The sequence below is a fragment of the Streptacidiphilus sp. BW17 genome, from assembly GCF_041262485.1.
GTDB lineage: Bacteria > Actinomycetota > Actinomycetes > Streptomycetales > Streptomycetaceae > Streptacidiphilus.
In genome coordinates, this window is record NZ_JBGCCR010000002.1 from 282,170 (window position 1) to 305,776 (window position 23,607).

Sequence of the window (23,607 nt, forward strand, 5' to 3'; positions counted from 1 at the left end):
GGCCTCGCCCCTTACATCAATCCCTTCAGCACCAACCCGACGACGGCGTCGAACTCGGTGTCGACGTCCGGCCGGGACCACTCCGGGGCATACCCCGGATCGTGGAAGTGCGCCGTGACCTGGAAGACGACGCGGCCCAGCATCTGTGCGTCGCCCTGGGCGAAGACGCCCTGCGTCTGCCCCTCGCGGATGATCCCGGCAAGCTGGTCCTCCAGCCCCGTCACATGCTCGGTGATCAGTGCGCTGTTCTCGCCCACCAGTACCTGATAGGTCTCGAAGAGCTCGGGATCGGCCAGTGCCTTCTCCTGCTTGGCGGCGAACAGCGCCGCCAGCCAGTGCCGCAGCCGTTCGCCCGGCTCCTCCTGGCCCGCCGCGATGCCGGGGAGGGCCGCATGGGCCCGGTCCAGCCAGCGCCGGGTGACCGCCTCCCGGAGTGCCGCCTTGCTGGGGAAGTGGCGGTAGACAGTGCCATGGCTGACCCCAAGAGCGCGGGCGACGTCCACCACAGTGGCCTTGGCCGGCCCGTAGCGACGCAGGACCTCCTCAGCGGTCTGGAGGATGTCCTCGGGGGTGAGTGCTGCCTCCGCCATGGGCCTGGGTTTACCTCTCGCTGTCCAGATGTGCCATCTGAGCAGCAACATACCTGTCCCCGGAGACCGCCCCCGCCGGAACAGCCTCCTCGATGGCGGCAAGGTCGGCGGCGTCGAGCGTGAGCCCCGCAGCGCCCAGGGCCTCCGTCAGCCGCTCCCGGCGACGGGCTCCGACCAGCGGAACGATGTCGTCACCCTGGGCCAACACCCAGGCGATGGCGATCTGCGCCACCGTGGCGTCCTTGGCACCGGCAACCGCCCGCAGCGCCTCGACCAGCTTGAGGTTGGCGTCCACGTTCCCCTCCTGGAAGCGTGGACTGACGCTGCGGAAATCCCCAGCGGCAAACGCCCGGTCGGCCTGCCAGTGACCGCTGATCAGGCCGCGGGAGAGGACCCCGTAGGCCGTGATGCCGATGCCGAGCTCCCGGGCCGTGGGAAGGATGGCGGCCTCGATACCCCGGGATATCAGGGAGTACTCGATCTGAAGATCCGTGATCGGGTGCACGGCGTGCGCCCGTCGTAGCGTCTCCGCTCCCACCTCGGAAAGCCCTATGTGCCGGACGTGGCCCGACTGGACCATCTCCGCGATGGCGCCGACCGTCTCCTCGATCGGAACCCGCGGGTCGAGCCGTGCCGGACGGTAGACGTCGACGTAGTCCGTGCCGAGGCGGCGCAATGTGTAGGCAAGAGCGGTCTTGACGGCGTTGGGGCTGGCGTCGTAACCGAGCCACTGGCCGTCGTAGCTGCGCTGGGCGCCGAACTTCACGCTGACGGCCACCTCGCCCCGGGCCCGACCGCTGCTGCGCAGGGCGTCCCGAATGAGCAGCTCGTTGTGGCCCATTCCGTAGAAGTCACCCGTGTCGATCAGGGTGACGCCGGCGTCGAGGGCGGCGTGGATCGTTGCCGTGGACTCGGCCTCGTCCGCCGGCCCGTAGAGGTCGGACATGCCCATCGCGCCGAGCCCGAGGGCCGAGACGGTGAGTGCGCTGCCCCTGCTGTCGCTGTCGGTGCTGTCGCTGCCGAGAGTGCGTTGTGTGAGTGCCATGGCTTGAGTATGCACAGATGCACTGACAGATTTCAATATCTGTCACTCGTTCGTTTGAACGGGGCGCATATCCGGCGGGAACAGATCGAGCGGGTCGTACAGTTGCGAATGGCAGAACAAGAGAAGGTGAGGGGCGCCCGGTGAGCATCGACACGGCGAGCGAGCTGCGGTTCGTGCGACTCGGCATCAGCGAGAACGGTCGCGACGAGAACGGTGCCGGTGCGGGCACGAAGGTCCCCTACCAGGAGGCGCTCGACGAGCAGTTGCGGCTGCACTCGCTCCGGGTGGCCGACGAGATCCCCGACACAGTGCTGCTGCTGGAGCATCCGCCCGTCTACACCGCCGGCCGCCGCACCCGCCCCGAGGACCGCCCGCTGGACGGCACGCCCGTCGTCGAGGTGACCCGCGGTGGCGAAATCACCTGGCACGGCCCCGGCCAGCTGATCGGCTACCCGATCATGAAGCTAGCCGAGCCCATGGACGTGGTGGCCTACGTCCGCCGCCTCGAGGAGGCGCTGGTCCGGGCCTGCGCCGAGTTCGGCGTGGGAACCAGTCGAGTGGAGGGCCGCAGCGGCGTCTGGGTGCTCGGCCAGGAGATACCGGGGGCCACGGTCGACGAGTCCCAGGTGGTCAACATCGGCGCCCTCACCCTCCGCATGGGGGCCAAGCTCGGCATCGACCCGCGGATGGCGGGCCCCGAGTACGCGCCCTCCAACGCCGGCCAGCGAGGCGACGACCGCAAGCTCGCCGCGATCGGAGTCCGGGTGGCCCGCAGCGTGACCATGCACGGTTTCGCCCTGAACTGCAATCCGGACATGACCTGGTTCGATCGCATCATTCCGTGCGGCATCCGCGACGCCGGAGTGAGCTCCCTGAGCACGGAGTTGAAGCGGGACGTCACGGTCTCCGAGGCACTGCCCGTCGTGGAGCGCCACTTCGCCGAAGTGTTCGGCAGCTGAGCTGAAGTGTTCGGCAGCTGAGGCGTCGGCTCGGTCCGACCGGAAAACGACCACCCCGTGCGGGCGTAACCTAGGGTCCGCACTGAATTTCGAAGATGAGGGAGCCGCACGTGTCCGCTGTCGCACCCGACGGCCGGAAGCTGCTGCGTCTGGAGGTCCGCAACAGCGAGACCCCCATCGAGCGCAAGCCCGAGTGGATCAAGACCCGCGCCAAGATGGGTCCGGAGTACACCGCACTGCAGTCGCTGGTGAAGCGCGAGGGCCTGCACACGGTCTGCCAGGAAGCCGGCTGTCCGAACATCTTCGAGTGCTGGGAGGACCGCGAGGCGACCTTCCTCATCGGCGGTGACCAGTGCACCCGGCGCTGTGACTTCTGCCAGATCGACACCGGCAAGCCCGCCGAGTTCGACCGGGACGAGCCCCGCCGCGTCGCCGAGTCCGTGCGCACCATGGACCTGAACTACGCGACCATCACCGGTGTCGCCCGTGACGACCTGGAGGACGGCGGCGCCTGGCTGTACGCCGAGACGGTCCGCCAGATCCACGCCGTCACGGCCGAGCGCGAGGCCGGTCGCACCGGTGTCGAGCTGCTGATCCCGGACTTCAACGCGGTCCCGGAGCAGCTGGCCGAGGTCTTCTCGTCCCAGCCCCAGGTGCTGGCGCACAACGTCGAGACGGTGCCGCGCATCTTCAAGCGGATCCGCCCGGGCTTCCGCTACGAGCGCTCCCTCAAGGTGATCACCGAGGCCCGCGCCTACGGCCTGGTCACCAAGTCCAACCTGATCCTGGGCATGGGCGAGACCCGCGAAGAGGTCAGCGAGGCCCTGCGCGACCTGCACGAGGCCGGCTGCGAGCTGATCACCATCACCCAGTACCTGCGCCCCTCTCCTCGGCACCACCCCGTCGAGCGCTGGGTCAAGCCGCACGAGTTCGTCGAGCTCCAGGCCGAGGCAGAGGAGATCGGTTTCGCGGGCGTCATGTCCGGCCCGCTGGTCCGCTCGTCCTACCGCGCCGGTCGCCTCTATCGCCAGGCCGTCGAACACCGCCAGGCCGTCGCGGGCTGAGCGGTCTGAAGTCGCCGGCCGAGTTCACAGGCTGTGGTCACAGGATGAGGGTGAGGCAGCCTGTGACCTCGGTCGCACAGGCTTCACGGGGGTTTGACCGACCGGTCATGGAGCGGTAACACAAAGTGGTGACGATGGCCTGGTAGCCGCAAGGGGAGATGGTCACCATGCAGTTTGCCCGGAGCCTCACCAACGCGCTGCGCATGGCCGAGTCGGTGTTCTTCGGCGGCGGTCAGCAGACAGCCAGGCGCAACGCCTGGGACGCCGTCTGTGAGAACCGCCGCCATGCCCGGGACCGCCAGGAGACCGAACGCGTCCTGCTCCGCGCCGTGCGCTGAAGCGAGCGCTGAGCTTTCGAGCATGCCCGGGCCTTTCGGGCATGCGCGGAGCCTTTCGGGGATGGGCCGACAGACCCTTGAGCGTGCGCTGAGTCGTGGCCGCCGGTCACGACTGGGACACGGGCAGTCCCACCCTGGCACCGGGCTTGGGCAACCGGGCATCCGGCCCCGTACCATGAACGTCATGGCGAGGCAGGAATCCACCAACGGCTCTGGACGGCTCTCACAGATCCGCCAGGCATACACCATGACCAAGCGGGTCGACCCGAAGATCGGTCTTATCGTCGCCGGCGTCGGGCTCGGCACCTTCGTGGTGCTCCTCGCCATCGGTTTCGCGATCGGCCACCCGGCCTACCTAGGCATCCTGGGCTTCGTGCTCGGCGTGCTCGCGGCGGTCATCATCTTCGGCCGCCGTGCCGAGAAGGCCGCGTTCGGCCAGCTCGAGGGCCAGCCCGGAGCGGCGGCCGCGGTACTCAACAACATCAAGCGCGGCTGGAACATCCAGCTGGTCGTCGCCGCCAACCGGAACCAGGACGCCGTGCACCGCGCGGTCGGCCGGGCCGGTGTGGTGCTGGTCGGCGAGGGCAACGTCAACCGGGTCCGCCCGATGATGGCCGCCGAGAAGCGCAAGATGAGCAAGGTCGTCGGGGACGCCCCGGTGATCGACGTCATCGTCGGCAACGACGAGGGCCAGATCCCGCTCAAGCGGCTCCAACTGCACCTGACCAAGCTGCCCAAGGCCATCTCCGGCGCGCAGGCCACCGAGATCAACGACCGTCTGCGGGCGATGGGCGACCTCATGACCAACGCCCCTGTCCCGAAGGGTCCGCTCCCCAAGGGCTCGCGGATGCCCAAGGGCGCCAGCAAGATGCGCTGAGCAGACACACCCACGGCACAACACACAAAGCCAAAGCCCCGGCCTCGTCCTCGCGGACACGGCCGGGGCTTCTTCATGTCTCAGGATTCATACCTCAGGCTTCGTGCCTCAGGCTTCGCACCTCAGCGCCTCAGACCCTCCCTTGAGGCCTCAGACCCGGACCTCGACAGTGTGGACGGCCTTGTCGTGGAGGCCTCGCCCGTCGCGGTCCCAGATCAGGGCAGGGACGGCGAGGACCAGCAGGAAGGTCCGCAGCGCGATCTGGCCGAGACCGGCGCGCCCGCCATTCAGGCTGACCACCCGCAGGCCGACCAGCTTCTTGCCCGGCGTGGACCCCGTCGCCCCCAGGGTCAGTACGCTGACCAGGAAGAACAGCAGGGTGACCCACATGCTGACCTTGTTCACATCCCGCCCCGCGATCAATGCGTAGGCGATCAGGTAGCAGAGCATCCAGTCGATGAGGACGGCGAGCAGTCGCCGCCCGGTACCGGCGATCGACCCGGGGCCCTCCTCCGGCAGGCCGAGGCGCTTGCCCCGGTATCCGAAGTCGGCGCCCATCTGCTCGGCGGCCGCCCGGGGGCCCTCGATCCAGCTGCCTATGGCTTTACGGCTCTCTTCCACGCGACAACATTAGCCCGGCCCCGAGCCACGCCCTGAATGCACCCCTCCCCCAGAAGTCGGCGCGCCCACCGCACCTCGTCGAGGCACCACCACACCCCGCCAAGGCAACCGAGACCGGTCTAGACCACCCTCCTGCGGGTGAACGCCTGGTCAACCCCGTGCCCGACAAGACGCCAGGAACGGCACCGGTTGCCAACTCGTTCACCTCATGCGGTTAACAACCGCGAAACATACGGGTCACGGCCGAGAAATGGCCCGTTCCTATGGTTTCCAGCACGGTATCGCCGGACGGGAACGGCGGTCCGCACCCAAAATCCCGGCACACCCGCCGGGGCCAAGGAGGATGGATGTTCAACAACGCCGACGAGGTGTCGCGCTACATCTCGGACAACGACGTCAAGTTCGTCGATGTCAGGTTCTGCGACCTGCCGGGCGTCATGCAGCACTTCACCGTGCCTGCTTCGGCGTTTGATCCGTCCGAGATGCTGATGTTCGACGGTTCCTCGATCCGCGGCTTCCAGGCGATCCACGAGTCCGACATGGGCCTGGTTCCGGACCTGAGCACGTCGCGACTGGACCCGTTCCGCAAGGACGCGACGCTCAACATCAACTTCTTCATCCACGACCCGATCACCGGCGAGCAGTACAGCCGCGACCCGCGCAACGTCGCCAAGAAGGCCGAGGCCTACCTCGCCTCCTCCGGCATCGCCGACACCGCGTACTTCGGCCCCGAGGCGGAGTTCTACGTCTTCGACGACGTCCGCTTCGAGACCAAGCAGAACCGCTCGTTCTACGAGATCGACTCCGAGGCCGGCGCCTGGAACACCGGCCGGGTCGAGGAGGGCGGCAACCGTGGTTACAAGGTCCGCTACAAGGGCGGCTACTTCCCGGCCCCTCCCGTCGACCACTTCGCCGACCTGCGCGCCGAGATGTCCCTGGAGCTGGCCGCCGCGGGCCTCCAGGTCGAGCGCCAGCACCACGAGGTCGGCACGGCCGGCCAGGCGGAGATCAACTACAAGTACAACACGCTCCTCGCCGCCGCCGACGACCTGATGCTGTTCAAGTACATCATCAAGAACGTCGCCTGGCGGAACGGCAAGACCGCGACCTTCATGCCCAAGCCGATCTTCGGCGACAACGGCTCCGGCATGCACTGCCACCAGTCGCTGTGGACGGACGGCTCGCCGCTCTTCTACGACGAGCAGGGCTACGCCGGTCTGTCGGACACCGCCCGCTACTACATCGGCGGCCTGCTCAAGCACGCCCCGTCGCTGCTGGCGTTCACCAACCCGACGGTCAACTCCTACCACCGCCTGGTCCCCGGCTTCGAGGCCCCGGTCAACCTGGTCTACTCGCAGCGCAACCGCTCGGCCGCGATCCGCATCCCGATCACGGGCGCCAACGCCAAGGCCAAGCGCATCGAGTTCCGCGCGCCGGACCCGTCCTCCAACCCCTACCTGGCCTTCTCCGCCATGCTGATGGCAGGCCTGGACGGCATCAAGAACAAGGTCGAGCCGCTCGAGCCGGTCGACAAGGACCTCTACGAGCTCGCTCCCGAGGACCACGCCGCGGTCCCGCAGGTCCCGTCCACGCTCCCGGCCGTCCTCGAGGCGCTGGAGCAGGACCACGAGTACCTGCTCTCCGGCGGTGTCTTCAGCCAGGACCTGATCGAGACCTGGGTCGACTACAAGCGCACGCACGAGGTCGCCCCGATTGCCCTGCGTCCGCACCCGCACGAGTTCGAGCTCTACTTCGACCTGTAAGAGCGGGCTGCCACTAAGCAACACATCGAGCCGGATCCGCGAGGGCGGGTCCGGCTCGACGCATGACCCGACGCGTGACTCAAGGCGTGAAGCGAGCGCGCCCACGCCGGGGCAGACTGGACGCATGCCCGAGCTGCCCGAGGTCGAGTCGTTGACGCAGTTCCTGGCCGAGCACCTGACCGGGCGCACGGTCGAGCGTGTCCATCCCGTCGCGGTGGCCGCACTGAAGACCTACGACCCGCCGCTGACCGCCCTGGTGGGACGCACGTTCGCCGACGCGACCAGGCACGGCAAGTTCCTGGATCTCGTCGCCGCGCCGGCTTCGTCCGAGGACCCGGAGGGGCAGGCGCTGCACCTCGTGGTGCATCTGGCCCGGGCCGGATGGGTGCGCTGGTACGACGCGCTGCCGACTGCGCCTCCGCGACCCGGCAAGGGACCGCTCGCGCTGAGGGTCGCGCTGGACGGAGGGTCCGGCTTCGACGTCACCGAGGCCGGTACGCAGAAGCACTTGGCCGTCTACCTGGTCCGCGACCCGCACGACGTGCCGGGGATCGCCCGACTCGGTCCCGACCCGCTCTCCCCCGACGTGACGGAGGAGCGCTTCGCGGAGCTGGTGCGCTCCGAGCGGCGGCAGATCAAGGGCGTCCTCCGCGACCAGGCGGTGCTGGCCGGGATCGGCAACGCGTACTCCGACGAGATCCTGCACGCCGCGCAGATGTCCCCGTTCAAGCCCGCGGCCAACCTCTCCGACGAGGAGGTCACCCGGCTCTACCAGGCGATGGCGACGACCCTTGCGGACGCCGTCGAGCGGGCCCACGGGCTCGCGCTCCGCGACCTCAAGGCCGAGAAGAAGAGCGGCCTCCGCGTCCACGGCCGCACCGGGGAACCCTGCCCGGTGTGTGGCGACACCATCCTCGAAGTGTCGTTCAGCGACTCGTCGCTGCAGTACTGCCCGACGTGCCAGACGGGTGGCAAGCCGTTGGCCGACCGCCGCATGTCCCGGCTGCTGAAGTAGACCGAGAACTCACGTACACCAGAAGAGGAACGGGCGGCAGGTCGAGGACGGCGAGGGCTTGGGGGTGGGCGACGGCTGGGTGCCTCCGGTTCCCGATCCGGTCGTGCCGCCCGCTGTCCCGTTGGCCGAACCGGTCCCGGTCGAGCTGGGCACCGCCGAGGCGGAGGCTGGCGCCGACGGATGCGGTTTGCCCGATGCGGCGGCGTGCGGTGAGGCGGACGGCGCGGAAGGCCGGGGCGCAGGAGCGTGGTGGACGCCGGTCTCGGTGGGGCTCGGGCCAGGATCAGGCGATGCGCTCGTCGAGGCCGTGGCGGCGCTGCTGACGGGACCAGGAGTCGGCGCCGCCCCCACCGGCGCCGCGCCGGACGAGACCACCCCGCCCACGATCGCCGTTCCCACCGCGACGATGGCCAGCGCGCCGACTCCCCCGATCACCACGACACCCCGACCATGCCGCCGCGCCTTACGGCGACCCTGTGCCCGTCGACCGCCCGACCGCGGGCCAGGCGCGGCGGCCGCCACGGCGGTCGGTTCGGCGGCCAGGTCGGTCGCCGGATCCGCCGGGCCGGGCTCCGCGTCCAGGTCCGCGGTCGGGACCATGTCAGAGCCCACGTGCGGACCCAGATCCTCGGACAGGTCGATCTCGGAGAAACCGTCCGACGATCCGTCAGGCAGCCCTTGGTAGGACGCCTCGTATGCGGGCTCGTACACCGGCTCGTAGGGCTGCGTGGGCAGCGGAGCGGTGGGCGGGGCGTACGACGGCTGGGTAAACGCCGGCGCGGCCATCGCGGGCGCGGTCATCACCGGTGCGGTCATGACCGGTGCAGGCATCACCGGTGCAGGCATGACGGGCGGAGCGGATCGCTGCGGGGGCACGGAAGAGCCGCGAAGGTCGCCGGCGGAGATGCCGCAACCGGCGCAGCAGAGGGCACCGTTGAGGTAACGGCGGCACGCTGGGCAGTAGTCCATGGATTCTTCCGTGCGGAAATTGCCGTGATCGGTACCGGCTGAGCCTAGAAGTGCCCTGGCAAAGTCGAACAGGTGCTCCATGTGAGACTTCTGCGGAGAATTGGTGCAGTTGAAAGCGGACTGCCCTACTACTAGGTAATGGGCCCGTGGGTAGGGGCGCTATCCACGGCCATCGACACCGGGCGGCTCACTCCTCGCCGACGAGATGTGCCGTGAAGCTGAAGCGGTCGCCCCGGTAGAGGGCGCGCACGCACTCGACGGGCATGCCGTCGCCGTCCCGGGTCACCCGGTTCATCAGCAGCATCGGCAGGGCCGGGCTGGTCCCGATCAGTTGCACCTCGCGCGGCGAGGCGAGGACGGTCTCGATCCGCTCGTCGGCGTCGGCGAAGATCACGCCGGAGCCCCGGAGGAAGGCGTACAGCGAGGTGGTCGGGTCGAAGTCGTCGGCCAGTGCCGGGAATCGGGCCACCGAGAGGTAGGTGCTCTCCAGCCCTACGCGCTCGTCGTCCGCGAGCAACAACCGTTCGAGGTGCAGCACCGGCGCGCCGACCGCGATCCGCAACCCCGCCGCCAGTGCCGCATCCGCGGCGACCTGCTCGAACACGATCAGCTGACGCCCTGGACGGCGCCCCTGCCGGCGCACCCCCTCGGTATAGCTGGCCAAGGTCAGCGGCTGCACCAGCTTGGGCCCGGCCGCCACCGTGGACCGGCCGCTGCGCTGTACCCGTCCCTCCAGGCGCAGTTCCCGGATCGCCTGACGCACGGTCATCCGGGACACCCCGAACCGCTCGGCGAACTCACGCTCGGTGGGAAGCGGCGTCCCCTGACCCAGCTCGTCGAGGACCGCATCGATCTTCTGCTTGACCTGGAAGTACTTGGGCGGCTCCCCACGCTCCGGCACGCCCGCGCGGACAGCCGCCAGCGGTGCCGGGGACGCAGGGGAGATAAGGGCATGGGAGGCAGAGGAGCCAAGGGCGGCAGAGGGCTCGAGCGGGGGACTGCTCACACGCGGAGCCTAGTGCCTCGCCCGCCGACGCAGCACCGGGCCCGCGCCGGATCACCCGCCTGGTCAGGCGGCCGCGAGCGGTTGCGGAAGGGGCAGGGTTGGCGTGGCATGGAGACCCAGCATGGCAGGGAAGACCTGCGGAGGCGGGCGAGAGAGGAGCGGCGCCATGCGGCAGCGCGGGGTGTCCGGCGCCTCGGGCGGACGGTCGAGCCGACTGCTCCTGCTGCTCCCGCTCGCGCTGATGGCGCTGATCGCCGCCTCCGACATCGTCGCCCCCGCCGACATCCACCTGGGCCCGCTGCTCGTCGTGGCTCCGGCGATCACCGCCTCCTTCGCCGGCCCACGGGCAACTGCCGCCATCGGGGCGCTCGCCGTGGCCGCGCTGGTCAGCATCGGGATCGCCCGCGACGCCATCACCACCGAGAACCTGCAAGTGCAGATCGCCTCGCTCTTCGCCATCTCGGTCTTCATCGTCGTCTTCGTCCGGGTCCGCGAACGACGCTTCCGCGAACTCGAACGGGTGAGATCCGTCTCGGAGGCGGCGCAGCAAGTCCTGTTGCGCCCCCTCCCGACCCGCGCCGGACCGCTGCGGATCGCGTCCGCCTACCACGCCGCCACTGTCGACGCGCATGTCGGCGGTGACCTGTATGCCTCCGCTCGGACCCAGGAGGGCACCCGCCTGGTCATCGGCGACGTCCGCGGCAAGGGCCTGGAGACGCTGGGCGACGCCGCCGTGCTGCTGGGCGCGTTTCACGCCGCCGCACACCGCCAGGCCCCGCTCCCCGAGCTCGCCACGTCACTCGAGGACAGCGTCAGTTGGGGCTTGGCGGAGCTCGCGCAGAGCCAGGCCCGGATCGACAGACGGACTGCCGCCGACAGCGGCAGCCATGGCGATGACGAGGAAAACGCAGACCCCGGCGGGGGTGCGAAAGCCTTCGCATACAGCGCCGACTACGGCTACGACGCCGATGACTCCGCCAGAGACGACGGCTCCGGCAGCGACTACGGCTACGAGGACGCGGAGGGCGACGTCGGCGAGCGGTTCGTGACCGCGGCGATTGTCGACATCTTCGACCAGCGTCCCCTGCTCCATCTCGTCAACTACCGACGGACTGATCGAGGCCCGGGACAGCCACGGCCGGTTCTACCCGCTCCTCCCCCGGGTCCAGGCCCTGGCCGTCCACGCCGCCCAGAACCCTGACTCGCTGCTCCGTCTGCTCACCGACGACGTCCAGCGCCACGTGGGCGGCCCGCTGCAGGACGACACCGCGATGATCGCGATCCTGAGGCGGGCCTGATGGCACTCCGGATTCTGCAGCGCCCTGCAGTCCGGTAGTTGTGACCGAGCGCTTCAGTCGGCGGGTATCGCCCGCCGAAGCGCTCAGGCGCTGATGGTTTCCGCCGCAGCTCAGGCAGCGGGGCCGTCGGCTCGCGCGGAGCGATCGACCGTGGCGAGCCCAGGGGTTCGGGAAAGCAACCTCGGGGTCGGTCGGCGACGGTCCGTCGAGCAGCGGCTGCGGGATGCCCTTGAGCTGCTGGGCGAAGAAGGCCCCGAGGTAGGTTCGGGTGATGCCCATCGCGCGCACGGGGGGCGTCTGCCCGTTGGGGGTGGGAAGACCTACCTCGGCGCTGAGGACGGGCAGGTCGGTGAAACTGAAATGGACGGTACCGGCGACGGTCAGCCACCGCTTCCAGCCGTGCAGGCCGGCCCAGGTGTCTCCCCAACTGGCGTCCGAACCACCCACGTTGTGGTCGATCTGGGTGCCGATCATCAGGAATGGGCGGCGCCCGACGGCGGCGTCCGGAATGGGCTTGCTGAATGTACCGTCCAGGTTCGCTCCGGCTCGCACCCGCTTGTCGGTGGCCATGGTCCTGAGTGTGGCGTCGCCGCCCAGGAGTGTCCGGCCATGCCGATCCGGTTCGGGTCGATCAGGTGCGCGTACTTCTGGTCGGTGTTGTCGCGGGTCACCGCCGTGCACTTCACCAGGGCACGACGCCCGCGTCCTCGAAGAACTGGCCGGTCGGCCCGTCGTCGGGCAGCGTCGCGAGCTTGATGGCGATCGCCGCGCCCTGCTCAGGGGTGCGCACGCCACGGAAGCCGTTGAGGTCGGTGGCGACGTAGCCGGGGCAGCCGACGTTGATCAGGATGTTCGTGCCACTCAACTCCCGGGCGTACTGGAGGGTGACGGCGTTCAGGAACGTCTTCGAGGGGGCGTACGCCACGGCCACCGGACCCGCCGTCTGCTCGGCAGCGGTTCCCGACTGCCGGGTGAGGGAGCCGACGCTGCTGGACATGTTCACGATCCGCGGCGAGGCGGAGCGGCGCAGCAGCGGCAGCATCGCGTTGGTGACGCGGATGACGCCGATCACGTTGGTCTCCACGACCGTGCGGATGTTCGCGGGATCGACCTGAGTGGGCTCCTGCGGCATGCCGCCGGTGATGGCGGCATTGTTGACGAGCACGTCGAGGCGCCCGGCTTGCTCCTCGATCAGCCGTGCGGCGGCTGTCGCGCTCGCGTCGTCGGTCACGTCCAGCGGAACACCGAAGGCGTCCACTCCGGCCGCACGCAGTTGCTCCACCGCGACCTTGCGGCGCTGCTCGTCGCGGGCCCCGACGCCGACGCGCCAGCCAAGGGCGCCCAGGCCCGCGGCGATCTCGTAGCCGATGCCCTTGTTCGCGCCAGTGACCAGCGCAATCGTTCGTTCGCTCATGGGGACCATGCTGCTCTCGGCCCCCGGCGGAGGTCCAAGACCAATCGGGTGGGCGCCGATACCGTCCGGGTATTGATCAGGGGTAGCGTGGCCGCATGGAGACGCGGGAACTGCGGTATTTCGTCGCTGTCGCTGAAGAGCTGCACTTCGGACGCGCCGCGCAGCGCCTGGGAATCGCACAGCCGCCTCTGTCACGGGCGATCCAGAAGCTCGAACGCCGGCTCGGAACAGCGCTGCTGGACCGGACCAGCCGCACCGTCACGCTGACCGAGGCCGGCTCGGTCCTGCTGGTCGAGGGTCGGGCGGCCCTGGACGCGGTCGACGCCGCCGAGCGCCGGACGCGCCGCGCCGCCCTGTCCGCGACCGGCCGTCCCGGCCTCGTTCTGGTGACGAAAGCCAGCGCGTCCCGTGAACTGCTGGCGAAACTGCTCGACGCGTACGCCGCCGAACCCGGCGCAGTCCCCGTCGACGTCATCCTGTGCGGCCCGGCCGAGCAGGCACGACTCCTGCGCGAGGGCCGGGCCGACGTGGCGCTGCTGCACCGGCCGTTCGACTCGACGGCGGGGTTCCACACCGAGGAGCTCGGCACGGAGGGCCAGGTGGTGGTCCTGCCGGCCGGGCATCCGCTCACCGTCCGCGCCCAGGTGCACATGGCCGACATCACCGGCCTGCCGGGCCTGCCCCTGCCGCGCTGGCCCGACCCCGACGGCACCTACCCGCCCGGCCCCGGCCCGCTGGTCCGCGACCACGCACAGTTGCTGCACCTCGTCGCGCTCGGCCGAGCCTGCGCGGTCTCACCGGAGTCGTGCCGAGCCCAACTGCACGGCGACCTCGCCGCCGTGCCCGTGCTGGACGCGCCAGCAGTCACCACCGTCATCGCCTGGCCCCCGCACAGCCGGTCCAGAGCCGTTGCCGACCTAGTCCGGACTGCGACACGTCTCCGATAGTTCCAACATGCCCGGCCAGGTTCCACCTATCGTGCCCCGACTCAGGGGTGGAGCGGACTGCTGAGCCCGGTCCCCGCCAACTCGAACGCTCAGTCGCCAACCCGGGCGCTCAGTCACAGTAGTGCGGTTCATGAAGTGCACCGCGCACGTGCACTCCTTATCGCTCACATGTTCGAATAAGGAGGTAGGCTCGTTCCATGGCCCTCCAGCACTCCGGCGACACGCCAACCTCCGCAGCACTGCAGGCCTCACTGTTCGACGAGGCGGAGGAGACGTGCCTGCGTCCCCTGCGTATGTCCTCTCCGACTCGGACGGACCTGGGCGCCGGCGCCTGGATCGACCTGCTGCCCGGCTGGCTCTCGGGAGCAGACGCACTGTTCGAACGGCTGACGACCCAGGTGCCGTGGCACGCGGAGCGCCGGAAGATGTACGAGCGGGTGGTCGACGTGCCACGCCTGCTCGCCTTCTACGACGAGGGCGACCGCCTGCCCGACCCGCTCCTCAGAGACGCTCGGGACATGCTGAGCGATCACTACACGGCGGAGCTCGGCGAGCACTTCGCCACGCTCGGCCTCTGCTACTACCGCGACGGGCGCGACAGCGTCGCCTGGCACGGCGACACCATCGGCCGAGGCCGGACAGAGGACACCATGGTGGCGATCCTGTCCGTTGGCGAGCCCCGGGCACTGCTGCTCCGCCCCCGCCCCGAGTACAACCTGAGCGGCACAACGGTTCGTCAGCTGCTGGGCCACGGCGACCTGATCGTGATGGGTGGCTCGTGCCAACGAACCTGGGAGCACGCCATCCCCAAGACCGCCCGCCCGGTGGGCCCACGCATCAGCATCCAGTTCCGCCCCCGCGGAGTGCGCTGAGCCCACGCGTGTGAGGGCGTGCCGATGGGCCGCTCCCGGCTGGGACAGCGGCTGGTCGGCGGGCGGGGGGTTGCTAGTCGCGGTGGGGGTAGCGGGTGTTGGGTGGGGGTGGGGTGTCGGGTGGTGGGACAGCTCGGGGTCGGCCGCTCTTCATCTGTAGTTCCCAGCCGGTGTGGTGGAGATCGGTGTGGTGTTCGTTGCAGAGCAGGGCGAGGTTGTCCAGCCCCGTCTCGCCGCCGTCGGCCCAGTGGACCAGATGGTGGACCTCGCACCAGGTGGGCGGCCGGTCGCAGCCGGGCCACACGCAGTGCCGGTCCCGGGCGATGACCGCGTCCCGCAGGTGCGCGGGAACAGTACGGGTAGCCCGGCCGATCGACAGCGGCTTGTCCTGACCCCGGGTGAGGATGACCCGGAGCTGGCAGTCACAGGACTCCTTCCGCGCCTGCCACGCCGGGAGCTGATAGCCACGCGTCGTGGTCGCCGCCGCCTTCGGGCGCAGCAGCCCCGACAACTCGTCGCCGTCCTCGGTGGCGAGGACCGGGTGGGTGGGGCAGGTGGTGCGCAGGGCGTCGAGGTCGGCGATCAGCGTCAGGTGCGGACGCTGCCCACCCGTGGTGGGCAGCTTGTCCGAACCCAGCGCGAGATCCGTGACGGCTTCGAGGGCGTCGCCCATCCGCTCGGAATGCGTCCGGGTCTCGCCCTCGACGGGGGCGCCCATCGCCGCCTCCAGAGCCACCCGCAGCTTCTCCCCCGCCACCGGCGACAGCTCCCCCGACAGGACCCAGAACGGCCGGTCCGACGTCCCCGTGGCGGAGAGCTTGACCCAGGACTGGAACACCGCCGGAACCTCAGCAGCGTCCGCGTCCTGCTCAGGGATCAGGTGGGCGTGGATCTGCTTCGCCGCCTGGCGCACGTGGGCGAGGTGGAGCTTCGGGGTCTGCTCCACCATCAACACCTCCGCCGCGTGACGCGCGGCGACATCGTCGATGGGGGCGAGCTCCTTCGCGAGGATCTCGACCTGGTCCGTGGACAGGACGCCATCGGCCTGCGCCTGACGCACCGTCGGCAACTTGTCCAAGTCCCGCGCCAGATTCACCAGGCGGTTCGCGTGGCCCTGCGCCATCTGCGCATGCGTCCGCAGGAAACCCTTCGTCGAACGACACCGCACCGCCGTCGCACCACCCACGCGGTCGAAGACCGCCAGACGGCGCAGCTTCTGCGCGTCCAACATCTCCGTCACACGCTCAAGCGCCAGGAACTGCTCCGCGAGGAAATCCACACCCGCACCCAGCAGCGCGTCATCACCCTCATCCGCAAGCGCCGTCAACAACTCCCGAGCACACCCCGGAAGAGTCCGCAACGGATCCACGAACCGCGCCTGACGCGAAGAGGAAGGAGTACCCGAGACGAACCGGGAACCCGCCGCATCCCGCGGCAGACCCAGCCAGTCATCACCAGCCGGAGAAGGAGAAGGAATTGAGGGGTCACGGGGATCCGAACCAGAAGACGAACCCTGGGACTCCGGGGACCCACCCCACCCATGGACGCCATCTCCGTCTTCACACCCGCCCCCGAACATCGAGGCGTCCATAGAACAATTATCAAGCCATAACCCCACCCAAGACCATGGCCCATCAGGACTATCTTCCGAACACGAACGAGTTAGTCATTCTGTTCGATTATTTCCCGTCTGCAATTCGGCGAGCAGAAGGTGAAGCCCGGTGGCTTCGAGTTCACTGCTGCGGCGTCATCCCCTCGCGCTCGCGGTAGTAGCGCTCCAGCAGGAGGGGCAGCTCCCGTCGCACGAAGCTGAAGAAGTGCAGCGACTCGCCGAGTCGTGACGCGGCCGGGGAGTCGGGGCCGAGCATGTGGATGCCCTCGGTGAGGGAGGTCTCCCAGCGGGAGAGCATCGAGTCGCGCTGGAGGAGGGCGTCGCGCCAGACGTCGTCGAAGACGCGGTAGCGGTCGCGGCGGGAGCCGGGATCGCGTTCGCGGCCGACGAGGTGGACGGTCGAGAGGTAGCGGACCGCGCCGGAGACCGCGGCCGGGCTGATCTGCAGCAGGGATGCCAGCTCCGCCGCCGTGAGACGGCCGGTGTCGGAGGTGAGCAGGGCGACGAAGACGCGGGCGGGCATGCGCGGGAAGCCGGTGTCGGTCAGGACGTTGGCGAAGCGCTCGATGTAGTCGCGCAGCTCCTCCTGATCGGCCGCTGCCTGATCCGTCCGGTTCGTCGCCATGGGGTTCACCTTATCCCGGGCATCACCGAGTTCAGAAGATTCACGAATTCGTGAAATCAGTGTAGCGTCGAACCGTGACGGTGAGCGCTGCAAGCATGGCCGGGGACGCCCCGGCGATCGACGTGTCGGGCCTGGTCAAGACCTTCGGGCGGACCCGGGCCCTGGACGGTCTCGACCTGCGCGTCGAGCGTGGTGAGGTGCACGGCTTCCTCGGGCCCAACGGCGCGGGCAAGTCAACGACCATCCGGGTGCTGCTCGGCCTGATCCGGGCCGACGCGGGCAGCGCCCGGCTCCTCGGCGGGGATCCGTGGCGCGAGTCGGTCGCGCTGCACCGGCGTATCGCCTACGTGCCCGGGGACGTGACCCTGTGGCGTGGGCTGAGCGGTGGCGAGGTGATCGACCTGCTCGGCCGACTGCGCGGCAACGGCAACACCACCGCCGAGCAGCGGGCCGAGCGCCGCGCCGAGTTGCTGGAGCGCTTCGAGCTGGACCCGACCAAGAAGGGCCAGACGTACTCCAAGGGCAACCGTCAGAAGGTCGCCCTGGTCGCGGCGTTCTGCTCGGACGCGGAGCTGCTGATCCTGGACGAGCCGACCTCCGGGCTCGACCCGCTGATGGAGGAGGTGTTCCGGTCCTGCGTCGCCGAGGAGCGTGCGCGCGGCCGGACGGTGCTGCTGAGCAGCCACATCCTCTCCGAGGTCGAGGCGCTCTGCGACCGCGTCAGCATCATCCGCGCGGGCCGCACCGTCGAGACCGGCACCCTGTCCGAGCTGCGCCATCTGACCCGCACCTCCGTCACCGCCGAGCTCGCCTCGCGGCCGACCGGCCTGGACGCGCTGCCGGGCCTGCACGACGTGGAGTTGGCGGACGGGCCGGCGGGAGCGCGGCTGCACTGCCAGGTCGACACGGACCGGCTCGACGGCCTGCTCCGCGCGCTGACCGACGCCGGTGTCCGCTCCCTGACGAGCCGTCCGCCGACGCTGGAGGAGCTCTTCCTGCGCCACTACGAGTCCGCGCCGGACGCCGATCCGCAGGCAGCCGTCACGTCGTCGGTCGCCTCGGAGTCCGCCTCGGCGCCCCGCTCGTCATCCGCCACCTCGTCCGTCGGGGAGCAGGCGTGACCCGGCGCTGGGCCGTCGGCGGGGGCGGTGGGGGCGGCGGTACCGCCGGGACCGGCGAGCTGCTCCGCTTCGCGCTGCGCCGCGACCGGATCATGCTGCCCGTCTGGCTCTACGCCCTGGTCGGCTCGACCGGCGCCACCGCCGCGTCGATCGGCAAGCTCTACCCGACCACGGCGTCCCGCGTCTCACTCGCGCAGAGCATCAACAGCAACGGTTCGCTGCGCGCGCTCTACGGACCGGTCTACGACGCGACCAGCAACGGCGCGCTGACGGCCTGGCGGATGCTGCCCTACGGCGGCCTGATGCTGGGGCTGCTCTGCATCCTGCTGGTGGTCCGGCACACCCGGGCCGAGGAGGAGTCCGGTCGACTGGAGCTGATCGGCGCGGGCGCGGTCGGACGTGGCGCGCCGCTGGCCGCCGGGCTGGGCACGGCCGTGATCGCGTCCGCGCTGGTCGGCGTGCTGACCGCCGCCGTCCTGGCCGCGACCGGGCAGCCGCTGGGCGGCTCGCTCGCCTTCGGTGGCGCGCTGTTCGGGTGCGGGGTCTGCTTCGCGGGGGTCGGGGCCATGGCCGCGCAGCTCAGCGGGACCAGCCGGGCCGCCAACGGGATCGGCGGCGCGCTGCTCGGGCTCGCCTTCCTGCTGCGCGCCTGCGGGGACGCCGCCGGATCGACCGGACCGGGCTGGCTGCTCTGGCTCTCCCCGCTCGGCTGGGCCGAGCGCGTCCGCCCCTACGCGGACGACGCGTGGTGGCTGGTGGCGCTGCTGGTCGTCGCCGGAGCGGTGCAGATCGCCGTCGGCTACCTGCTCGCCGGCCGCCGTGACCTCGGCGCCGGTCTGCTGCCACAGCGTCCCGGACCGGCCTCGGCCGAGCCGTCGCTGCGCGGTGCCACCGGCCTGGCCTGGCGGCTCCAGCGGGGCGGACTGCTCGGCTGGGCGGTCGGCTTCGCGGTCGGCGGCTCGATGCTGGGCGGCATCACCGAGGGCGTCAAGCAGCTGATCTCCAGCAGCTCCAACGTCGAGCAGATCATGGAGCGGATGGGCGGCAGTTCGGGCATGGTCGACGCCTACCTCGCGACGGCGATGAACCTGCTGGCCATGGTCGCCGCCGTCTACGCGGTGCAGACCGCGCTGCGGCTGCGCGGCGAGGAGACCTCCGGCCGCGCCGAACCCGTGCTCGCCACCGGCGTCAGCCGGCTCGGCTGGGCGGGCAGTCACCTGCTCTACCCGCTGCTCGGATCTGCCGTGCTGCTGCTGGTCGGTGGGATCACCGCAGGGCTCGGCACGGGCGTGGTGCTCGGCGACGCGGCGGGCTGGACGGGCAAGCTGCTGGTCGCGGCGCTGATCCAGCTCCCGGCAGTGTGGATCTTCGCGGCGGTGACGGTCGCGCTGTTCGGGCTGCTGCCGCAGTGGTCCACGGCGGCCTGGGGCGTGCTGGGCGTGCTGCTCTTCATCGCCTACCTCGGCCCGGCCGTGAACGCGGGGCAGTGGCTGCTCGACCTCAGCCCGTTCACGCACGTGCCCAAGCTGCCCGGCAGCGCGTTCCAGGCGCAGCCGCTGCTGTGGATGGTGCTGCTCTCCGTGCTGCTCGCAGGCTCGGGGCTCGCCGGATGGCGGCGACGCGACGTCAGGTGAGCCGCGCGATATCGGTTGAACCGGGCGAAAGGTGACATACCCTCACGCAGGTGATGCACATCCGCCTCATCGTCCCGCCGTCGCTGGAGTCCGAGGTCCGTTCGGTGCTCGACCAGGCCCTCGGGGTCACCCATCTCGTGGTGGTCCCGGGGGCCGCGCTGCGTCCGGCGGGGGCGCTGGTCGAGTGCGACGTGGCGCGCGAGTCGGCGGACGAACTGGTGGCCGCGCTGCGCCGACTCGGCCTGCCGCAGCAGGGCGCGATCGCCATGACCGGTGCCGAGTTCATCGCGTCCGACGCCGCCGCCCGCGCCCTGGCCGAGGCGCCCGGCGAGGGCGCGGACGCGGTGGTCTGGGAGGCGGTCAGCGGTATCACACAGGAGGAGTCGGTCTTCAGCGCCGTCTACGTCGCCTTCCTCTCCGTCGCCACCATGCTGGCGGCCTGCGGGGTGATGCTGGACAACGCGATCCTGATCGTCGGCGCCATGGTCGTCGGCCCGGAGTTCGGCCCGTTGGCGGGGCTCTGCGTCGCGCTGGTACGGCGTCAGCCCCGGCAGGCCTGGAAGTCGTTGGTGACGTTGGTGATGGGCTTCGTGGTGGCGATGCTGCTGACCGTCCTGTTCAGCGCGGCGATGGACCAGTTGGGACTCTTCACCGCCACGCGGTTCAACGGGCCGCGCCCGGCCAGCTCGTTCATCTACCAGCCGGACGCCATGTCCGTGGTCGTCGCGATGCTCGCGGGCGTCGCCGGGGTGCTGTCGCTGACGTCGGCCAAGTCCGCCACGCTGATCGGCGTCGCCATCTCCGTCACCACCGTCCCGGCGGCGGGCAACGCAGCGCTGGCCGTCACCTACGGCGACTACGCCCAGGCCTGGGGCTCGTTCGTCCAACTCGGAGTCAACCTGGGCGGGATCGCCGTCGCGGGCACGCTGACGCTGCTGGTGCAGCGGCTGCTCTGGTCCCGGGCGCGCCGCCGAGAGCTCACTGCGACGGGGGTGTGAGGGGTCGGGATGTGAGGGGTCGGGCCTGGCACGCGTCCTGCCGTGCGGAAGTCGCCGTCAAGGGCTTGACCTGGTGCATAGGCTGGGGACGCGCGCCACAGGGTGGTGGCGTCGACCTGCCGGAAGGGATCGCCCGATGTCCGCCGCACAGCCGCTTGAGCCGTTGGTCCGCTACGCCGTCGACCGAGGCGTCGCCACACTGACCCTCGACTCGCCCGCCAACCGCAACGCCCTCTCCTCCCGCCTGGTGGCGGAGTTGGAGCAGGGGCTGCTGGACGCGGGCAAGGACCCGGCGGTGCGCGCGATCGTGCTCACCCACACCGGTGGCACCTTCTGCGCCGGTGCGGACCTGTCCGAGGCCACCGGCGGCGACCCGACCGCCAACCCGCGCCGTCTGGTGACCGCGATGCGGTCGGTGGTGGAGTCGCCCAAGCCGGTCGTCGCGCTGGTCGACGGGCACGTCCGGGCGGGCGGCCTGGGGCTGCTGGGCGCCTGCGACATCGTGCTGGCCGGACCGAAGTCCACCTTCGCCTTCACCGAGGTCCGGCTCGGGCTCGCCCCGGCCGTCATCTCGCTGCCGCTGCTGCCGCGCCTGGACTCGCGCGGCGCGTCGCGCTGGTACCTGACCGGTTCCGTCTTCGACTCCGCCGAGGCCCAGCGGATCGGCCTGATCACCGAGGCCTGCGCTGCTCCCGCCGAGGCGCTGACCGAGATCCTGGACGCCTTCCGCAAGGCCAGCCCGCAGGGCCTGGCGGAGACCAAGCGCCTGGTCACGGTCGAGGTGCTGCGGAGCTTCGAGCGCGACGGCGAGTCGATGGTGGCGCAGTCGGCGCTGCTCTTCGGCTCCGAGGAGGCCCGCGAGGGCATGCTCTCCTTCCTGGAGCGCCGCCCGCCCGCGTGGGCGGCCGAGTGACGCAGGGGCACAGGGGCACAGGGGCGCGGGGACGCAGGGACGGGTCGGCGTGACGCAGGCCATGTGAGTCCGGCGGTTACTCACCGGTTAACGTAGGCCCATGCCGTTCGCCGAGAAGATACGCCGCGCCGCCCGGGAGCGGGCGCGCCGCGCCGCGACGCAACTGGTCCACCGCGGGTGGGGCGTCGTGCGCGAGGCGGGCGCGATCAGCGCCGAGCGGCCCGGCCCGCTGCGGTTCGCCGAGCTCGGGGCGTTCACCAAGCTCGCCTTCCCGCAGGGGACGATCTTCAACGAGCAGGCGATCGCGGTCGGTTGCTACTGCATCATCGGCGAGCGGGTCTCCGTCTCGGCGGGTTTCGCGCCCGGCCTGCAGCTCGGCCCGGAGCCCATCGTGCGGATCGGCGACGGCTGCGTGATCGGCCGGGACAGCAACATCGTCGGCCACCAGTCCATCGTGATCGAGGACAACGTGTGGACCGGACCGAGTGTCTACATCAGTGACCAGAACCACTCCTACGACGACCCGACGCTGCCCATCGGCAAGCAGTGGCCGCGCAACGAGTCGGTCCGGATCGGCGCGGGCAGCTGGATCGGCACGGGCGCGGTGATCCTCCCCGGTGCGGACATCGGCCGCAACGTGGTGGTGGCGGCCAACGCCGTGGTGCGCGGCACGGTGCCGGACCACAGCGTGGTCGCGGGCGCGCCCGCCAAACCCGTGCGCCGCTGGACCGAGGCGGAGGGCTGGCAGCCGCCGATCCGTACCGCGCCGCCGCGCCCGATCCCGGAGGGCATCACGCACGAGCAGCTGGTCGCGCTGATCGGCTGGGACCTGCGGCTGCCGACCGAGGCGGCCGGCGCCGACGGTGCCAAGGACAGCGATCCCGACCCGGTTTCCTAGGCCTTCGCGAACGGCTCCACGCCCGGGGTGCGATCACGCTCCGAAAGTGCTGGTCACCCACCGTCGCGCGATCTGCGCGGTTCGCGTGGCGATGGCACAGTGGAACGGATTCGTATGAGTCCCGCCTTTCGAGGATTCGTGGAGGCACCCCATGCGTATCCAGCCCACGCGTATCCCGCCCATCATGCGTACCCGGCCCACGCGTATCCAGGCCACCCGGGTCCGGTTCTGCGGCCTCGCGCTCGCCGTCTCGACGGTGCTCGCGGCGCTCGCCGGATGCTCGGCCTCCTCCCAGGGCGCGCTCGGCATCGGTGACGCCGCGGCCGGAGCAACCCCGAGCCCCTCCCAGTCCCTGCCGGGCGCGGACTCGTTGCAGGCGGCACTGCTCAGCCCGGACGACCTCGGGGCGAACTTCTCCGTCGAGCCCAGCGACTCGTCGTCGCCGAGTCTCAACACGGGCAAGGGCTCCGGCTCCGGCAACGGCGCCACGGGCTGCAAGCAGCTCAGCAACCTGATCAACGGCTCGCCGCAGAACGGGGGTTCCAGCCCGAGTTCGAGCCCGACGTCGAGCCCCGGCAGCACGCCGGGCGCCAACCAGGGCGGCGAGGCTCAGGTGCTGCTCAACGGCGGTCAGGTCGGCCCGTTCGTCGGCGAGTTCCTCTCCGCGCGGCCCCAGCACGTGCTCGACACGACGTATCCGCAGGTCAAGAACGCGCTCTCGTCCTGCAAGAACCTCAATCTGTCCGCCGGCGGCACCACGATCGACTTCGCGCTCTCGCCGGTCGACTTCGGCAGCCCGGGCTCGGTCGCGCGGCGGATGGATGGCACCGTCCAAGGTGTCACCGTCAACGGCTACTTCGTGGTGGACCGGCTCAACTCCAATGTGGCGATGGTCTACCTCTACATCCAGGTCGGCGCCACCTCGTCTCAGTCCGCCTACGCGTACTACCAGATCGCCGTCTCCAAGGCGCAGGACGTGCTCGGCATCTCGACCTCGGCCGCAGCTTCCGTCTGAGACAGGAGATATG

General features: G+C 70.3%; 24 protein-coding genes. 16 read left to right on the forward strand and 8 right to left on the reverse strand.

Annotated elements, in window-relative coordinates:
- Positions 1 to 11: 11 nt before the first annotated feature.
- Both ABH940_RS03360 and ABH940_RS03365 read right to left on the reverse strand, forming a co-directional pair.
- Complete coding sequence (locus ABH940_RS03360) at positions 12 to 590, reverse strand: TetR family transcriptional regulator (protein ID WP_370064882.1); 579 nt, start codon at positions 588 to 590, stop codon at positions 12 to 14.
- Positions 591 to 600: 10 nt separating this feature from the next.
- On the reverse strand, positions 601 to 1,635 hold the full coding sequence (locus tag ABH940_RS03365) for an aldo/keto reductase (RefSeq protein ID WP_370064884.1): 1,035 nt from the start codon (positions 1,633 to 1,635) through the stop codon (positions 601 to 603).
- 146 nt (positions 1,636 to 1,781) lie between these two features.
- Here ABH940_RS03365 and lipB point away from each other — a divergent pair, with 146 nt between their 5' ends.
- The 4 genes from lipB (at position 1,782) to ABH940_RS03385 (ending at position 4,873) form a co-directional block, all read left to right on the forward strand.
- Entirely contained in the window at positions 1,782 to 2,594 is an 813-nt protein-coding gene (gene lipB, locus ABH940_RS03370) for a lipoyl(octanoyl) transferase LipB (RefSeq protein ID WP_370104286.1), read from the forward strand.
- A 110-nt stretch (positions 2,595 to 2,704) separates the two neighbouring features.
- Entirely contained in the window at positions 2,705 to 3,658 is a 954-nt protein-coding gene (gene lipA, locus ABH940_RS03375; RefSeq protein WP_370064886.1) for a lipoyl synthase, read from the forward strand.
- A 167-nt stretch (positions 3,659 to 3,825) separates the two neighbouring features.
- Positions 3,826 to 3,996, forward strand: coding sequence for a hypothetical protein (locus tag ABH940_RS03380; RefSeq protein ID WP_370064888.1), 171 nt, complete (start codon positions 3,826 to 3,828; stop codon positions 3,994 to 3,996).
- Positions 3,997 to 4,180: 184 nt separating this feature from the next.
- Positions 4,181 to 4,873 (forward strand): DUF4191 domain-containing protein, encoded by a 693-nt coding sequence (locus tag ABH940_RS03385; protein ID WP_370064890.1) that lies wholly within the window; start codon positions 4,181 to 4,183, stop codon positions 4,871 to 4,873.
- Between the two features lie 150 nt (positions 4,874 to 5,023).
- Here ABH940_RS03385 and ABH940_RS03390 read toward each other — a convergent pair whose 3' ends face one another.
- Entirely contained in the window at positions 5,024 to 5,431 is a 408-nt protein-coding gene (locus tag ABH940_RS03390; RefSeq protein ID WP_370065030.1) for an RDD family protein, read from the reverse strand.
- Between the two features lie 410 nt (positions 5,432 to 5,841).
- On the opposite strand from ABH940_RS03390, the gene glnA reads away from it, so the two are divergent.
- A complete protein-coding gene (glnA, locus tag ABH940_RS03395) occupies positions 5,842 to 7,257 on the forward strand; it encodes a type I glutamate--ammonia ligase (protein WP_370064892.1) in 1,416 nt (471 codons plus the stop codon).
- A 124-nt stretch (positions 7,258 to 7,381) separates the two neighbouring features.
- Entirely contained in the window at positions 7,382 to 8,272 is an 891-nt protein-coding gene (locus ABH940_RS03400) for an Fpg/Nei family DNA glycosylase (protein ID WP_370064894.1), read from the forward strand.
- Positions 8,273 to 8,281: 9 nt separating this feature from the next.
- Here the strand turns inward: ABH940_RS03400 and ABH940_RS03405 are convergent, their stop codons facing one another.
- Together ABH940_RS03405 and ABH940_RS03410 are read right to left on the reverse strand one after the other, a co-directional pair.
- Positions 8,282 to 9,088 (reverse strand): hypothetical protein, encoded by an 807-nt coding sequence (locus ABH940_RS03405; RefSeq protein ID WP_370104179.1) that lies wholly within the window; start codon positions 9,086 to 9,088, stop codon positions 8,282 to 8,284.
- A 340-nt stretch (positions 9,089 to 9,428) separates the two neighbouring features.
- A complete protein-coding gene (locus tag ABH940_RS03410) occupies positions 9,429 to 10,187 on the reverse strand; it encodes a GntR family transcriptional regulator (RefSeq protein ID WP_370065032.1) in 759 nt (252 codons plus the stop codon).
- Positions 10,188 to 10,413: 226 nt separating this feature from the next.
- Here ABH940_RS03410 and ABH940_RS03415 point away from each other — a divergent pair, with 226 nt between their 5' ends.
- Together ABH940_RS03415 and ABH940_RS03420 are read left to right on the forward strand one after the other, a co-directional pair.
- A complete protein-coding gene (locus ABH940_RS03415) occupies positions 10,414 to 11,448 on the forward strand; it encodes a SpoIIE family protein phosphatase (RefSeq protein ID WP_370104181.1) in 1,035 nt (344 codons plus the stop codon).
- Positions 11,363 to 11,545, forward strand: coding sequence for a SpoIIE family protein phosphatase (locus ABH940_RS03420; protein WP_370104288.1), 183 nt, complete (start codon positions 11,363 to 11,365; stop codon positions 11,543 to 11,545). The genes ABH940_RS03415 and ABH940_RS03420 overlap by 86 nt, the downstream gene beginning before the upstream one ends.
- Positions 11,546 to 12,227: 682 nt before the next feature.
- Here the strand turns inward: ABH940_RS03420 and ABH940_RS03425 are convergent.
- Complete coding sequence (locus ABH940_RS03425; protein ID WP_370104182.1) at positions 12,228 to 12,959, reverse strand: SDR family NAD(P)-dependent oxidoreductase; 732 nt, start codon at positions 12,957 to 12,959, stop codon at positions 12,228 to 12,230.
- 95 nt (positions 12,960 to 13,054) lie between these two features.
- Here ABH940_RS03425 and ABH940_RS03430 point away from each other — a divergent pair, with 95 nt between their 5' ends.
- Positions 13,055 to 13,906 (forward strand): LysR family transcriptional regulator, encoded by an 852-nt coding sequence (locus tag ABH940_RS03430; RefSeq protein ID WP_370104184.1) that lies wholly within the window; start codon positions 13,055 to 13,057, stop codon positions 13,904 to 13,906.
- A 197-nt stretch (positions 13,907 to 14,103) separates the two neighbouring features.
- A complete protein-coding gene (locus tag ABH940_RS03435) occupies positions 14,104 to 14,778 on the forward strand; it encodes an alpha-ketoglutarate-dependent dioxygenase AlkB (protein ID WP_370064904.1) in 675 nt (224 codons plus the stop codon).
- Positions 14,779 to 14,851: 73 nt separating this feature from the next.
- Here the strand turns inward: ABH940_RS03435 and ABH940_RS03440 are convergent, their stop codons facing one another.
- Both ABH940_RS03440 and ABH940_RS03445 read right to left on the reverse strand, forming a co-directional pair.
- Complete coding sequence (locus ABH940_RS03440) at positions 14,852 to 16,057, reverse strand: DUF222 domain-containing protein (protein ID WP_370104186.1); 1,206 nt, start codon at positions 16,055 to 16,057, stop codon at positions 14,852 to 14,854.
- A gap of 454 nt (positions 16,058 to 16,511) precedes the next feature.
- On the reverse strand, positions 16,512 to 17,015 hold the full coding sequence (locus ABH940_RS03445; protein ID WP_370073023.1) for a GbsR/MarR family transcriptional regulator: 504 nt from the start codon (positions 17,013 to 17,015) through the stop codon (positions 16,512 to 16,514).
- A 95-nt stretch (positions 17,016 to 17,110) separates the two neighbouring features.
- Here ABH940_RS03445 and ABH940_RS03450 point away from each other — a divergent pair, with 95 nt between their 5' ends.
- The 6 genes from ABH940_RS03450 to ABH940_RS03475 all read left to right on the forward strand — a co-directional run bounded on the left by ABH940_RS03450 (position 17,111) and on the right by ABH940_RS03475 (position 23,594).
- Positions 17,111 to 18,136 carry an ATP-binding cassette domain-containing protein gene (locus ABH940_RS03450; protein WP_370073024.1) on the forward strand — a complete coding sequence of 342 codons (1,026 nt, stop codon included), beginning with the start codon at positions 17,111 to 17,113 and terminating at the stop codon, positions 18,134 to 18,136.
- Positions 18,133 to 19,770: an ABC transporter permease gene (locus tag ABH940_RS03455; RefSeq protein ID WP_370073022.1), complete on the forward strand. Its 1,638-nt coding sequence runs from the start codon at positions 18,133 to 18,135 to the stop codon at positions 19,768 to 19,770. Before ABH940_RS03450 ends, ABH940_RS03455 begins: the two co-directional genes overlap by 4 nt.
- A 50-nt stretch (positions 19,771 to 19,820) precedes the next feature.
- The gene (locus ABH940_RS03460) at positions 19,821 to 20,768 is read left to right on the forward strand and encodes a DUF389 domain-containing protein (protein ID WP_370073021.1); all 948 of its coding nucleotides are present in this window, start codon (positions 19,821 to 19,823) and stop codon (positions 20,766 to 20,768) included.
- A gap of 136 nt (positions 20,769 to 20,904) precedes the next feature.
- A complete protein-coding gene (locus tag ABH940_RS03465) occupies positions 20,905 to 21,681 on the forward strand; it encodes an enoyl-CoA hydratase family protein (protein ID WP_370104188.1) in 777 nt (258 codons plus the stop codon).
- Between the two features lie 100 nt (positions 21,682 to 21,781).
- Positions 21,782 to 22,579, forward strand: coding sequence for a DapH/DapD/GlmU-related protein (locus tag ABH940_RS03470; RefSeq protein ID WP_370104190.1), 798 nt, complete (start codon positions 21,782 to 21,784; stop codon positions 22,577 to 22,579).
- A gap of 151 nt (positions 22,580 to 22,730) precedes the next feature.
- Positions 22,731 to 23,594 carry a hypothetical protein gene (locus ABH940_RS03475; protein WP_370071918.1) on the forward strand — a complete coding sequence of 288 codons (864 nt, stop codon included), beginning with the start codon at positions 22,731 to 22,733 and terminating at the stop codon, positions 23,592 to 23,594.
- The last annotated feature ends 13 nt before the right edge of the window (positions 23,595 to 23,607 follow it).

Coding starts and splice junctions, on each gene's coding strand:
- ABH940_RS03360 (WP_370064882.1), bottom strand. CDS start 590: ATGGCGGAGGCAGCACTCACCCCCGAGGACATCCTCCAGACCGCTGAG.
- ABH940_RS03365 (WP_370064884.1), bottom strand. CDS start 1,635: ATGGCACTCACACAACGCACTCTCGGCAGCGACAGCACCGACAGCGAC.
- ABH940_RS03380 (WP_370064888.1), top strand. CDS start 3,826: ATGCAGTTTGCCCGGAGCCTCACCAACGCGCTGCGCATGGCCGAGTCG.
- ABH940_RS03385 (WP_370064890.1), top strand. CDS start 4,181: ATGGCGAGGCAGGAATCCACCAACGGCTCTGGACGGCTCTCACAGATC.
- ABH940_RS03390 (WP_370065030.1), bottom strand. CDS start 5,431: ATGGGCGCCGACTTCGGATACCGGGGCAAGCGCCTCGGCCTGCCGGAG.
- glnA (WP_370064892.1), top strand. CDS start 5,842: ATGTTCAACAACGCCGACGAGGTGTCGCGCTACATCTCGGACAACGAC.
- ABH940_RS03400 (WP_370064894.1), top strand. CDS start 7,382: ATGCCCGAGCTGCCCGAGGTCGAGTCGTTGACGCAGTTCCTGGCCGAG.
- ABH940_RS03405 (WP_370104179.1), bottom strand. CDS start 9,088: ATGACCGCACCGGTGATGACCGCGCCCGCGATGGCCGCGCCGGCGTTT.
- ABH940_RS03415 (WP_370104181.1), top strand. CDS start 10,414: ATGCGGCAGCGCGGGGTGTCCGGCGCCTCGGGCGGACGGTCGAGCCGA.
- ABH940_RS03425 (WP_370104182.1), bottom strand. CDS start 12,959: ATGAGCGAACGAACGATTGCGCTGGTCACTGGCGCGAACAAGGGCATC.
- ABH940_RS03430 (WP_370104184.1), top strand. CDS start 13,055: ATGGAGACGCGGGAACTGCGGTATTTCGTCGCTGTCGCTGAAGAGCTG.
- ABH940_RS03435 (WP_370064904.1), top strand. CDS start 14,104: ATGGCCCTCCAGCACTCCGGCGACACGCCAACCTCCGCAGCACTGCAG.
- ABH940_RS03445 (WP_370073023.1), bottom strand. CDS start 17,015: ATGGCGACGAACCGGACGGATCAGGCAGCGGCCGATCAGGAGGAGCTG.
- ABH940_RS03450 (WP_370073024.1), top strand. CDS start 17,111: ATGGCCGGGGACGCCCCGGCGATCGACGTGTCGGGCCTGGTCAAGACC.
- ABH940_RS03465 (WP_370104188.1), top strand. CDS start 20,905: ATGTCCGCCGCACAGCCGCTTGAGCCGTTGGTCCGCTACGCCGTCGAC.
- ABH940_RS03470 (WP_370104190.1), top strand. CDS start 21,782: ATGCCGTTCGCCGAGAAGATACGCCGCGCCGCCCGGGAGCGGGCGCGC.
- ABH940_RS03475 (WP_370071918.1), top strand. CDS start 22,731: ATGCGTATCCAGCCCACGCGTATCCCGCCCATCATGCGTACCCGGCCC.